This window comes from Paraburkholderia sp. UCT2 (assembly GCF_014397665.1).
Taxonomy (GTDB): Bacteria; Pseudomonadota; Gammaproteobacteria; order Burkholderiales; family Burkholderiaceae; genus Paraburkholderia; species Paraburkholderia tuberum.
In genome coordinates, this window is sequence record NZ_VZQO01000052.1 from 48,014 (window position 1) to 59,992 (window position 11,979).

Annotated in this window: 9 protein-coding genes and 2 pseudogenes; 6 read left to right on the forward strand and 5 right to left on the reverse strand. The window is 62.7% G+C overall.

The genetic code is table 11. The annotated features are described in order from the left end of the window. Window positions 1–50: 50 nt before the first annotated feature. Window positions 51–1,298, reverse strand: a complete 1,248-nt coding sequence (locus F6X39_RS30655) for an ecdysteroid 22-kinase family protein (RefSeq protein ID WP_262414868.1) — start codon at window positions 1,296–1,298, stop codon at window positions 51–53. Between the two features lie 104 nt (window positions 1,299–1,402). Between F6X39_RS30655 and F6X39_RS30660 the strand changes: the two genes are divergently transcribed. Continuing rightward, the gene (locus F6X39_RS30660; RefSeq protein WP_262414869.1) at window positions 1,403–1,522 is read left to right on the forward strand and encodes an SDR family oxidoreductase; all 120 of its coding nucleotides are present in this window, start codon (window positions 1,403–1,405) and stop codon (window positions 1,520–1,522) included. Window positions 1,523–1,806: 284 nt separating this feature from the next. On the opposite strand, the gene F6X39_RS30665 is transcribed toward F6X39_RS30660, so the two are convergent. Next, window positions 1,807–2,595, reverse strand: a complete 789-nt coding sequence (locus F6X39_RS30665; protein ID WP_187619336.1) for a DUF72 domain-containing protein — start codon at window positions 2,593–2,595, stop codon at window positions 1,807–1,809. A gap of 172 nt (window positions 2,596–2,767) precedes the next feature. Between F6X39_RS30665 and F6X39_RS30670 the strand changes: the two genes are divergently transcribed. Next, on the forward strand, window positions 2,768–2,920 hold the full coding sequence (locus F6X39_RS30670) for a hypothetical protein (RefSeq protein ID WP_184010528.1): 153 nt from the start codon (window positions 2,768–2,770) through the stop codon (window positions 2,918–2,920). Window positions 2,921–2,995: 75 nt separating this feature from the next. Here F6X39_RS30670 and F6X39_RS30675 read toward each other — a convergent pair whose 3' ends face one another. Beyond that, window positions 2,996–5,467, reverse strand: coding sequence for a glucose/quinate/shikimate family membrane-bound PQQ-dependent dehydrogenase (locus F6X39_RS30675; RefSeq protein WP_187619337.1), 2,472 nt, complete (start codon window positions 5,465–5,467; stop codon window positions 2,996–2,998). Between the two features lie 560 nt (window positions 5,468–6,027). Between F6X39_RS30675 and F6X39_RS30680 the strand changes: the two are divergent. Next, window positions 6,028–6,897: pseudogene (locus F6X39_RS30680) on the forward strand (MFS transporter); the annotation flags it as partial. Window positions 6,898–7,384: 487 nt separating this feature from the next. Here F6X39_RS30680 and F6X39_RS30685 read toward each other — a convergent pair. Together F6X39_RS30685 and F6X39_RS30690 are read right to left on the reverse strand one after the other, a co-directional pair. Continuing rightward, window positions 7,385–8,470, reverse strand: a complete 1,086-nt coding sequence (locus F6X39_RS30685) for a class I SAM-dependent methyltransferase (protein ID WP_262414870.1) — start codon at window positions 8,468–8,470, stop codon at window positions 7,385–7,387. Window positions 8,471–8,796: 326 nt separating this feature from the next. Next, window positions 8,797–9,105 (reverse strand): DUF4148 domain-containing protein, encoded by a 309-nt coding sequence (locus F6X39_RS30690; protein ID WP_187619338.1) that lies wholly within the window; start codon window positions 9,103–9,105, stop codon window positions 8,797–8,799. A 364-nt stretch (window positions 9,106–9,469) separates the two neighbouring features. Between F6X39_RS30690 and F6X39_RS30695 the strand changes: the two genes are divergently transcribed. The 3 genes and pseudogenes from F6X39_RS30695 to F6X39_RS36410 all read left to right on the forward strand — a co-directional run. Beyond that, the gene (locus F6X39_RS30695) at window positions 9,470–11,197 is read left to right on the forward strand and encodes a methyl-accepting chemotaxis protein (RefSeq protein WP_187619339.1); all 1,728 of its coding nucleotides are present in this window, start codon (window positions 9,470–9,472) and stop codon (window positions 11,195–11,197) included. A 13-nt stretch (window positions 11,198–11,210) separates the two neighbouring features. Continuing rightward, window positions 11,211–11,507 carry a hypothetical protein gene (locus F6X39_RS30700; protein ID WP_187619340.1) on the forward strand — a complete coding sequence of 99 codons (297 nt, stop codon included), beginning with the start codon at window positions 11,211–11,213 and terminating at the stop codon, window positions 11,505–11,507. A 255-nt stretch (window positions 11,508–11,762) separates the two neighbouring features. Beyond that, a pseudogene (locus F6X39_RS36410) lies at window positions 11,763–11,979 on the forward strand (hypothetical protein); the annotation flags it as partial.

The following is an 11,979-nucleotide window of genomic DNA, read 5'->3' on the forward strand; positions in this document are numbered from 1 at the left end:
CTCCCGCGGAAGTGGCGACGTCAAGTGCATGTCGCTCAGCGCCTGGTGGGTTATCGGCCCATGAGGTCATGAATCTCGTGATCGAGTGCCGCCATCGCGAACCGGGGCGCGACTGCACAATTGTTGACTTCGACCTGCCACTCCACCGGATTTACGAGCCAGAAGAACAGCCCATAGACGATGTGGCGCCGGTAGGCATCTAGCGCGCTTTCAAATGACGGCGGGTTGTTGACGCCGTGAAAGGCGAGCCGCTCAAGATAGTATTCGAGCAACGCGCGCTCCCATCTCGGCCGATCCGCGATATCCAGAGCCGATATCAGGAAGTACGTGACGTCATGAGCCCACGGTCCGCGTCGATATGACTGCCAGTCGAGAAAGCCGGGCGTGCCGTCGCGGTCGAAATATAGGTTTCCGAGGTGAACATCGCCATGGAGAAACGTCATCGGCCCGATGCGGTCGAAAGCGCGCAGATCGAGGAGCGCCCGCTCCATCCAGTCACGATCGTGAAACCGCTTTGGCACGGCGGCCCCGCGCGGCAACTGTGTATAGCTGGCGAACACCTCGGGTTTCAACTGGCCCCAGTGATAGGTGCCGGACTCGCCATCGGGCAGCGGGTCTTGCGACGCGAGCCACGCCAGTTCGCCATCGCTTTCGAGCGCAGGCGATTGCCAGAACTGCGCGTGCCACCGCGCTTGCGCGTCCAGGTTTGCCGCCGCCTGCGCAAACGTCAGCGTCCGCTGCACGCGACAGAATTCCACTTCCCGTGAACGTAGATCCTCGAGGATCACGATCGACTGCCCGCTTCGACTGTCGGTCTCTGCATAGAAGCAGGCAGGCACATTTGCACGCAAGCGGGGATGAACTTCCTTGAAGAACTTCGCCTCGTATTCGTATATGTAGGCGTTCAGGTTCCGGTACTCGGGAACGAAACCGCCCTTGACGATCAGAGACTCGGGCAAGCGAAGCTCGCGCCCTGTTGCGTTGTAAGCAAGACGCACCCTGACTTTGGTAGCCGTGCCGTACATCACCTCGTCGACGGCCAGTGATTCGACGGCTACCCCTTCATGGCTGCGCGCGAGCGCCGACGTCAGCCACGAAGAGCTGATGTCCTCAACCTGCAAAGGAAGCGTGCCGGTATCAGGCTGCGGTCGGTGCGATTCCATCTGGGCGGGGCTTCTTTTCGCAACATTCATCTTGGCGCCTTCCTGTGAGGTTGTATGTGCGTTCGTGCCGACATCATCATTGCCGGACCGACGTTCTCCACGCGCATGTTGCGCGGCACGTCTGAAGACCCGCAACGAGGGAAATCCCGGCTGGTATTATCGTTGCGTTTTTAGAACGATGTGCGTATTTTCGCTCACCGTTTCGACGAGGGCCGATCGTAGGCGCAGGACGGATTCCGATGGGACGAATGGCCGCCCCGATCGAGGTTGCACAGAGCGTATTCTTTCTCGCAAGCCCTGCCGCAAGCTATGTCACCGGGCAGATCATCGCCGCGGACGGCGGCTTCACGGTCAGCTAGGCGGACTCCACGACCATGTTCGCTCGCGATGATCATCACCGATATCCTTGCGCGGACCGCGCCGATTCGCGCGCCACCCACGCCCCGGGGCGTGACATGAAGACAACTGTTCCTGAACGTGCGACCCGATGGCAACGCGGCCCACGAGCGCACGTTTGCGCCTGTCACCTTGCGCAGACTCACCGACCCGACCCACAGTTCGCTCGCGATCGACTGCTACCGATACAGATTGCTATTCGTGCGCAAAGACACGCGCTTGTCACGATCTCTTCGAAAGGCTTATCTCAGCAAGGGGTCTTCTCTAATTTTTCCATCAGTGTCAGAGCGTTAGGTACCGCCTCACCGCGCGCGGTATTGTCGAAAATACACCAGACCTCGGAGTTAGAGTTTCGAGCGTCCAAAATCCGCGCAGCCACCGCTTCGATGAACGGCTCGTCGTATGCCGAATAATAGATCTCCGGCGAGCCATGCAAACGGATATACAGCGTACCCGGATCACCCACCGGTTCGACGCCGGCGATCGGCGACGGATGCGCGCGCACGCAAGCGATCCCCGCATTTTTCAGCGTTTGCGCGCCCTCCTCGGTAAACCACGTTGCGTGGCGCGGTTCGCAGACGATAGGCGCTGCCGTGAGGCCGCGCAGCAGCGAAAAAAAATCTCGTGCCGGGACCGTATCCAACGCCAGGCGGGGCGGCAACTGAAGCAACAGGCACCCCAGTTTTTCACCCAACGGCGTGACCTCACGCACGAATTCTTTAACGGCGGCATCCGCGTCGCGCAACCTGAGCTCGTGCGAAATCCTCCGTGGAACCTTGACAGAGAACCGGAATGCATCGGGCACGCTCGCAGCCCACCGAGCATACGTCTTCGGCTGGTGCGAACGATAGAACGACGAATTGATTTCAACCGCAGAAAAGATCTGGGCATACCGCTCGAGATGGCTTCCGTGCGCAGGAAACCGCGCCGCTACCTTGGCCGACAGTCCCCATCCTGCACAACCGATCCGTATCGGCGATGCCGTGCAACGGTTCTCGCGAGGCGCCGCATGATTCGGGGGAGTTTTATCCGGCAAGGTCGGAGCCCATATTGGGTTTCTCAGTACACGGAGTGACCGACAGATTCTCGCACTGACGTGAATTCAAGGTAGCGGGAACAGGAGATGCGTAGCTCTGCAGGATAGCCCGACGAGCGCTGTCTGATTGCGTCGCAAGTATTGATCGGATGCCACCCAACCAGGAGATGTCATGAAACCAATCCTCTACCGCCGGCTTCTCGCGAGCGCGATCACGATCGCTATCGCCGCGATGTGCGCGGGCTGCAAGCCCGCCGATAAGGCGGGTGGAACAGCCAACGCGGATTCGGCGGCGAGCAGTTCGCCGTCCGCCGCAAGTCAGTGACAAACAGATGACCACATTGCCGTGCGTGGACGTGGCAGTCCTGTCCACGCACGTCCACCCTGCTTCACCGCTTTGCTATTGCGGCAACGCATAGGCAATCACGTAGTCGCCGAGCTTCGTACCGAATGAGCCGTGACCGCCTGCCGCAATCACCACGAACTGACGTCCGTTGACCGAATAGCTCATCGGCGTTGCCTGCCCGCCGGCGGGCAGACGCGCCTGCCAGAGCTGCCTGCCGTTGTTCACGTCGAAGCCGCGAATGTAGTTGTCGGCCGTCGCGCCGATGAACGCCACGCCGCCCGCCGTGATGATCGGGCCGCCGAGCATCGGCATCCCCATCTTGAACGGCAACGGAATCGGCGAGCTGTCCCGCACTGTTCCGATCCGCTTCTTCCATACGATCTGGTTGGTCTTCAGATCGATCGCCGAAATGAAGCCCCAGGCAGGTTGCTTGCAAGGAAGACCCAACGGTGACATGAACGCATTCAGTGTCACGCCGAACGGAACGCCGTATTGCGGCTGAATTCCGGTCTCCGTCCCCGAACCTTTCGCGCCCGGTACCGGCTGAATCGGATTGCCCGGGCCACGCGGAATCAGCCGCGAAACGAACGGCAGCGCAATCGGATTGGCGATCGCAATCTGGCGATCCGTATCGACCGCCATGCCGCCCCACTCGAACATGCCGAGATTGCCGGGAAAGACCAGCGTCCCCTGCACCGACGGAGGTGTGAAGGTGCCTTCATAGCGCAGCTTGTGGAACATGATCCGGCATACCAGTTGGTCGTACATCGTGGCGCCCCACATGTCGGCATCGGTGAGATCCTTCGATGGCCGGAATGTCAGTCCGGAGAACGGCTGGGTAGGCGAAACATGGTCGCCGGGCGCCGCACCCTGCGGCACCGGACGCTCCGGAGCCGGCACCACCGGCACGCCCGTGCGCCGGTCGAGCACGAACAGGTTGCCGGTTTTGGCCGGCGCATACACGACAGGCACGGTATTGCCCTTGACGTCGGTAATGTCCGCGAGCGTGGGCTGCGATGGCAGGTCCATGTCCCACAGGTCGTGGTGGACCGTCTGATAGAACCACGCGAGCTTGCCCGTCGACGCGTGCAGCGCGAGCAGGCCGCTCGCGAAACGCTCCTGCTCCGCCGTCCGGTTGCCGCCCCAGATGTCCGGCGTGGTCACGCCCATCGGCAGATAGACGATGTCCAGCTTGGGATCGTATGCAGCGGGCGCCCACGAGTTCGGGGACGTGAGCGTGTAGTGACCGCCGGCGGGAGGATTCTGATTCGGGTCCTTCGCGCCCGGGTCGAACACCCACAGCAGTTCGCCGGAACGCACATCGAAGCCGCGGATCACGCCCGACGGCTCGCGCGACGAATAGTTGTCCTCGACCGCGCCCGCGACGACGATCACGTCGTTCGTGATGACCGGCGGCGAGGTCGGCTCATACATGCCGGAGGTCGTCACCGGCTGGTTGTGCTGGAGATCGAGATCGCCGCCGTTGGCAAAGGTTTTGCACAGCGCCCCTGTCTGCGCGTCGAGCGCATACAGGTGGCCATCGTTGACGGGCAGATAGATGCGGCGCATGCAGGCCCCGGCGGTCGCGGCAGTCGCAGCGGGCGCAGACGCTGGTTGCTGCTGAGCGGGCGCCGCGGCCGATGCTGCCTGCTGATCCGGCGCGGCGGCCGATGCGCCCGAGGGCTGATCAGCCGTCGGCGCGGGACCGGCCGCGGAAAGATCGACGTAAGACACACCACGGCAGGTCACGTGCTGGAACGACGGATCGGCCTTCAGCTGCGGATCGAATTTCCATTTCAACTTGCCGGTCTGCGCATCCAACGCCCATAGGATCTGATGCGGCGAGCATAGAAACAAGGTCTCGCCGATCTTGATCGGCGTGACTTCGTCCGTAATCTCGACGGGGTCGTTGGGGCCTTTGCTATCCCCGGTCCGGAAGGTCCACGCGACCTGTAAGTCCTTGACGTTTGCAGGCGTGATTTGAGTCAGCGGGGAATAGCGGGTACCGGCCTGGGTGCGCGCGTAGGCCGGCCAGTCGGCGGCGCTATCACCGGTCTCTGCGGGGGCCGCCGATGCCGCACTGAAGCTCCCGTTGACCGTTTGCGGGTCGTTGAAGTTCGCGTAGATGAGCACGCCCGCCCAGACAGCCAATGCAACGACGAGCGAACCAATGCCGAGCCCGCGTGCGCCCTCCATCCGCCAGCTCACGAGCAGCAGTAGCCACACGCCGAAAATGACCAGCACCCCGGAGCGCGGAGCCAATGCCCAGAAGTCCGTGCCGGACTCCCACAGTGCCCAGACCGCCGTCGCAATCATCACGAGCGCATAGAGAACGAGCGCAGCGGGCTTGCGCCGGTAAAGCAACCACGTCACTACTGCGAGCAGCAGGCCCGTGATCAGGTAGTACCACGACCCGCCTACGGCAATCAGCCATGTTCCGCCGATCACGAGGTAAAGCGAAGTGAGCGCGAGAAACACAAGTGTGATTGCACCGATGACGACTGACCAACCGGGCTGTCTCGACATGATGATCTTCCACCCTAATCAAGAACGACGTGCGCGCGCAGACCGCAAAAGATGGGCCTGGTCTGTCCTGTTGTTCGATGCAGGCGCCTGACTTCTCGCGGGTTATCGCGCGTGCAGCGATGAGATCGAACCTGCCGCGGACATGCAACCGATACCTCGCTATCTGACCTGTTGGCCCAGGTGGTCGAGAGCGTAGCGTCGGCAATGCTCAAGATATGCCGCTTCGTTGGCGACGGTCAATTGAATCATGCTGCGCCACAGCGATGATGACGCATCGAGCGATCCGGGCCCCTTGCCTGTCAGCCCCGCATAAAAGCCCTTGGCGCCCGCTGGGCAGGAGGCGGGAGATCTTTTGAGGGCGCCTTTTTCACCCTTCGAATACGGCGCCGATGATCGCCAGACTGCTGGGCACGAAGAGCGCCGCGCCAATGCCCTGCACCGCGCGGGCGGCGATCAGCGAACCCGCGTTCGGCGCTAGCCCGCAAGCGGCCGACGCCAGCGTGAAGACCCCGATGTCTCGCACGGGCTCGCTTGCGCAGCGACGATGTGCGCGGTCTTCGCTGTCGTGGCGCGCGATCTTCTTCCTCAACGTCCCGCTTGCAGCGGTGACGATTGCGCTCGCGATTTTGTCGGTGCCGAACAGCCACAAGCTCGATGCGCCTCAACAGTCGGACTGGCCCAGCGCGCTGAGCGCGGCAGCGGGGCTCGCCGCTCTCACCTATGGCCTGACCCAGGCGTTGGCGCATGGCTTCGGGCATCCGCTCGTACTGTGCGCGATCGGCGTCGGCGTGTTTGTGCTGGCCGCATTCGTGATAATCGAAGCGAACAGCCGTCGCCCCATGATGCCGCTCGACGTGTTCCGCTCGCGCGATTTCACCAGCGCCAACCTCGTGACGTTGCTGCTCCACGTCGGTCTGGGCGGCGTACTGTTCTTCCTGCCGTTCACGCTGATCCGCGCACATGGCTACACCACAACCGAAGCGGGCGCGGCGCTGCTGCCAGTACCGGTCATCATCGGCTTTTTGTCGCGCTTCACCGGCAACCTGACGAGCCGCTTCGGTTCACGGGCGCTGTTGAGCGCTGCCCCGGGCGTCGCCGGCATCGTGTTCGTGCGGTCACACCACGCGGAACTGTCGGCGCGGCTCGACGAACTGCACGTTCCTCAGGGCACACACCAGACCGGGCGGTTGCTGGAGCCGGACGCGCAAACCGGGGCGGCAGCCGGCGATGCTCATACGGCGCCGCAGACACCCGTGGCGCAGGCGCAAGCCGACGCCATCACTGACGCGCTGCGCGCCGTCGCGCTGGTGTCCGCCGCGTGCGCATTCGCAGGAGCGGGTCTCGCGGTGGCGACCATCCAGCCCGCAAGTGATGTGCTTGGCGTCGCCGGACGCGCCTGCTTTCGGCGTCCATACTTCGATGTCCGCTGAAACGTACCGCCTTCAGGCAGGCAACGATTATGCGCGGCCCGCTGACGGATCGCCGTGTACACGTTTGCTACCAATCGCGCCGCAACCATGTGCAGGGACTGAGCCGTGGACAAGGTGCGGAACCCTTCCTGAAAATCCCGTAAAGCAATGAGGGGGGTGGCCGAGTCCTGACGAATGCTCTGCGCATTCTTTCGGTATCGCCAAATCCGGTCTCTCTGGCGATCACTGCAAGTGAGAGTTCTCCGGTATCGACGAGGCTGCGAGTGGCATCGACCCGCAGGATGAGCAAGATCGACCAGGTTTTGTACGTCAGCAAGAGCATACGTCGTCGGGCGTTCGCGACGGCGGAAGATAGCTGCCCGCGCCCGTGCCGAGCACACCTCGGCGTCGACCGTCAGGTCGGCCGGCAGCGCAACCTTCAACATCGACATCGTCTGAACGCCGTCTCCATGATGAAATGCGGTGCCTGGAGCGCGAGGGGTGTGCGCTACTCGAATGCAACGAGGGCTTGCGGCGAAGGTGGCAGCGGCGTCACCGTTACGTTGGAAAAGCCGGCTTCGCGGCCCATTTGCTCGAGTTCGCGCGCGGTGTACGCGTCGCCTTGCGGCGTGGATGCAAGCATCATAAAGGAAAACGCGGCTGCGAACGGCGGCGACACGCGATCCTCGTCGGGAACAAATTCCACCGCGAGCGCTCGCCCTGCGGGACTGAGGCTCCTGCGGACTTTCGAGAGTAATTCCACGCAGGTTGGCGGATCGAAGTGGTGCAGGAAGTTCGTGACCAGCGCCAGATCGAAATTCGTACCCCAATCGACTTCGAACGCACTGCCGGCGACCGTGCGGTAACGCGAACTGACACCGGCCGCAGCGGCGTTCTCCGTTGCGACCTCGAGAACCGGTTGCCAGTCGGTCGCCACGATTTCCGCGCCGGGGATCGCTTCGGCGATCGCGATTCCGAACAGCCCATGCCCGGCTGCAATGTCCAGCACGCGCTTCGGTGCCTGAGGCCGCGCACTCACGTGTTGCGCGACGCTCTGTGCGGTTTGTGTCACGAAGGGTGCCATCGCACGCGCGAACTTCACCCAGACGGGATGCTCGGGCGCGATGTTGCCCAGCCCCACGGCTCCTCCATTGCGAACGAACGCGGCGGGGTCGTCCAGCCACAGTGCCGTCATTTCAGGAGCCGCCAGGAAATCCACGATGCTCCCCATCCAGGCCGGCGAGGAAGTCGTCAGGAATGCGGTGGTCGACGGCGTCAATCGGTACTGTCCCGTTTCCTTCTGCAGAAACCCGTGCACGGTCAGAAAGTCGCAGAGTATGCGCACACCGCGCTCGGCGGCCTTTACCCGCTCGGCTATACGCTTAACGTCGCCGTGCTCGTCCGCTATCGCGGTGAACAGATCGAGCTCGACGGCGGCTTTCACCGCGGCAGTCTTCTGATAGGCGATCGCGGCATCGACGAAGGCCTGCGGAGAGATGTCGTCCATGGGTCGGTAGCTTATCGTGAGATAGCCTGCAATCAGGTGTTTGAATCGAATCTTTCCTGGCGGGTTTTCAACGCGTTTGTGCAGCATGGGGCTTCTGATAAGCCTAGTCGAATAATGGCTACGTGTCGAACGAGGCAGTTTATTTTTCAAGCGCCGTGTTAGGCGGCTTAGACTTCGATTGCCAGGCTGATCTATGACGCCTTCGGGCAATTCGTCCCCTGTGCTTCTCGCCCAATTTCTGGCGCATGCGTTCGATGTAGTCGTTAGCACCGCTGACACCCTCGGCGAACCGCTCGCGCTGTTCCTGCCGGTAACGGGCCGCATCGGCGAACCTGCAAGCCGCGACGATGCCGCTCGCCGTGTGTCACCGGGCCGGGCGGTTGAAAGCGCCCGGCCACCCGGCTGATCGCCAATCAACTTCCTTTGTAGATCGAATGATCCGAGGCCCACTGGGTCGGTCGCCCCGAAGCGGCCGAACCCGATTTCACGCCACCGTAGCCACTGGACGCCTGCTGCTGGGCCGCCACGCTCGCCAGCGCTGCCTGGATGTTTGCCGGGTAGTGCGCGTCACTGTGGTTGCGGTCGTAGCCCGCTTTCTGCAGTTGGACGAGTTCCGCGCGCACCTGCTCACGCGTCAGGGGACCGTTGTTGTGAGCGGACGCAACCGTGGGCAGAGCGAGGACCGCCGCGAGCGCGAGAACGGGGATGAGTGCTTTAGCCATGATGAAATCTCCAATTGTGAGCGTCAGAAACAGAAAGAAAAGGCTGGTTAGCGAAACAACGACCGCCGGGGCGGAAGCCTGTGCCAAGTCGTTGAAGCCAGTTTATCTGCTTACCATCGCATTACAATCACCTTTCACCCAACAGAGCGTTTCCGCGTCTGCAACGTCGCCAGGCGTCTATCCGCACAAAAACGCTTGAACGGAATGGCGGTTAGCAGTTCGACATCAAGTTTGACGGCTTAATGCCGTATACAAACATCATGTGTGATTTCTTTATCAATCGTGTGTTGGCGCTTGCGCTGCCCGCTTACTTCTTCTTGCGCCTTGCGCACGCCTCGTCATCGGCTTCCCATTTAATTTATCCATGTTCAAGAATCTAAGTATCCGTGCCCGCCTGGCGCTGGTAATGGCTTTTCTCGCCGTGCTGCTGGTCCTTGGCGGCGTCATGGGCATCGCCAGCGTGTCGATGTGCAACAACGATGTGAAGGAGCTGTATTCCAGCCGGCTGGCTTCTTCCGAGGCGCTCGGTCGGGCAAACGTCGCACTATCGAGGACGCGCCTCTGGCTGCTTCTCATCGCGCTTGATCCGGCCAGTCCGGACGTACCCCAACGAGTGCAGATCGCCCGGGATCTGCTCGCTGAGTCGAAGCAGGCGTGGGACGCGTATCGCGCGCTGCCGTTCTCCGGACCCGAGGAGGCGAGCCGCGCGGCCGACGTGAACGCGAAGCGCGACGCGTACGTCGCAAATGGCCTGGAACCGATGTTCAGCGCGATCGCCGCCCACGATACGGCGAAGCTCACCGATGTCGCCGTGCACACACCGCAGTCGCTGTTCAGCGATTTCACCGGCGGCACATATTCACTGGGCCAGATGCAGATCACGGCTGGCCGCGCGACGTTTGAGACCTCGCAGGCCCGCTTCCACGGGTTCATCGGCGTAGCCCTCGCCGGTATGCTGATGGCGCTCGGTGCGGCGGCACTGGCCTGGTGGTCGCTGCAGCGCGCGATCGGCACGCCCCTTGCCCAGGCACTGGGCCATTTCAGGGCGATTGCCGACGGCGACCTGACGACGCAGGTCGAGGTCCGCACGCGCGACGAGATGGGGCAGCTGATGAGCGGCCTGCAGGCGATGCAAGGCAAGCTGGTGCAGACCATCAGTGTCGTGCGGGACGGCTCCCGGTCGATCGACACCGCCGCCCAGGAAATCTCGGCCGGCAACCTGGACCTGTCGCAACGGACCGAAGAGCAGGCCGCGTCGCTGGAGGAAACCGCCTCGTCCATGGAGGAACTGACCTCGACTGTGCGCCAGAACGCCGACAACGCGAGGCAGGCGACCACGCTGGCCAGTACGGCTTCGGGCGTCGCGCAACGCGGCGGGGAAGTGATCGGACGCGTGGTCGAGACGATGCACGGAATCTCCGATAGCTCAGCCAGGGTGGCCGAGATCATCAGCGTGATTGAAGGCATCGCGTTCCAGACCAACATCCTCGCGCTCAATGCCGCGGTCGAGGCGGCCCGCGCTGGTGAACAGGGTCGCGGCTTCGCGGTCGTGGCGGGCGAGGTCCGCACGCTCGCCCAGCGCAGCGCCACGGCGGCCAAAGAGATCAAGGACCTGATTGGCGAGTCGGTGACCCGGGTTGACGCCGGCTCGAAGCTGGTCGAGGAAGCCGGCGGCACGATTAACGAAATTGTCCAGTCGGTGAAGCGCGTGACCGACATCATGAGCGAGATCGCTGCAGCATCGCAAGAGCAGAGCATCGGCATCGGACAGGTCAACACGGCCGTCACCCAGATGGACGAGGTGACCCAGCAGAATGCGGCGCTGGTCGAGCAAGCCTCGGCGGCAGCACAGTCGCTGGCCCAGCAGGCCCAGGGATTGCGTGACGCGGTGGCCGTCTTCAAGGTCGACAACCGGGGCACTTCCCCGTCACGGGTGATTGCCCCGGGGAGCGAACCGCAGCGGCCTGCACCGAAAGCCCGCACGTCCCGTCCCGCCACGTTGACAAGGCCAGAGACGGCGCCCCTGGTTACCCCGGACAGGCCTACAGTGGTTGCGGCCGGCACCGGTGCTGCAGACTGGCAGTCATTCTGAGCGGAACTGAAAATTGAACCAAACCAACGACGCATTTGAACAGATGGCCAAGCTCGTGACCGCCAACACGAAGGCAATGAGCGCGCTTGGCGCGCAGGCGATGGTGCTGGGCAAGTTTCGTGATGCCGCCTTGCCCCACCTGACGGCGTTACAGCGCGCCGGGATTGCCAGAGCATTCCGGCAGGGCATTGAAGAAACCATGTCACTGATGGACGACGTGCCCCTGCCCGCGGAATATCATTCGGCGATGCTCGAACTCACCAATGCCATCCTCGCCACACTCGGCCCAAGCCGGGCCTCGCCCCTTTGAGCGAGCCGGAACGGCCGCTTTTGAATGGGATGAAGAGGTTCTCGAAAATTCGCCGAAGGGCTAGAGCGGGTCGCGTGCTGCCGATCGCCGTCAGGCAGTGACCGGCCACTTTCGGACGTTCACCCGTTCGCTCAGACGGACGTTCGAACGGCGGCTTTCAGGAAGCGGACGGAGAGAGCGGCAAGAAGCATTGGTCGCCGGCAAAAGCGATAGAATGCCCGCTCTGCAAAAGACAATATTGACGGGGTACACGGCATGGAGCGGCCGGGCGCGCAGCGTTGGCATGAGCAAACGTTTCTAGGTGTCTTTCGCGGACAACCTGAGAAGGAGCAGGCGCTCCTCCGAATATGCCTGGGCACGGTCGTGTTGATCGGCTATATCGCCGTCGCCGCGCTCCAACGCACGGCCGCCGCGTATGACACTCTGGGCGTGGTTTTCGCATACGTTGTATTCGGCGTGGTGACATACATAG

What these genes read in the sequence shown, in the direction of transcription:
- F6X39_RS30660 (WP_262414869.1), top strand. Translation starts at nt 1,403, where the DNA reads ATGGGACGAATGGCCGCCCCGATCGAGGTTGCACAGAGCGTATTCTTT.
- F6X39_RS30670 (WP_184010528.1), top strand. Translation starts at nt 2,768, where the DNA reads ATGAAACCAATCCTCTACCGCCGGCTTCTCGCGAGCGCGATCACGATC.
- F6X39_RS30675 (WP_187619337.1), bottom strand. Translation starts at nt 5,467, where the DNA reads ATGTCGAGACAGCCCGGTTGGTCAGTCGTCATCGGTGCAATCACACTT.
- F6X39_RS30685 (WP_262414870.1), bottom strand. Translation starts at nt 8,470, where the DNA reads ATGCTGCACAAACGCGTTGAAAACCCGCCAGGAAAGATTCGATTCAAA.
- F6X39_RS30690 (WP_187619338.1), bottom strand. Translation starts at nt 9,105, where the DNA reads ATGGCTAAAGCACTCATCCCCGTTCTCGCGCTCGCGGCGGTCCTCGCT.
- F6X39_RS30695 (WP_187619339.1), top strand. Translation starts at nt 9,470, where the DNA reads ATGTTCAAGAATCTAAGTATCCGTGCCCGCCTGGCGCTGGTAATGGCT.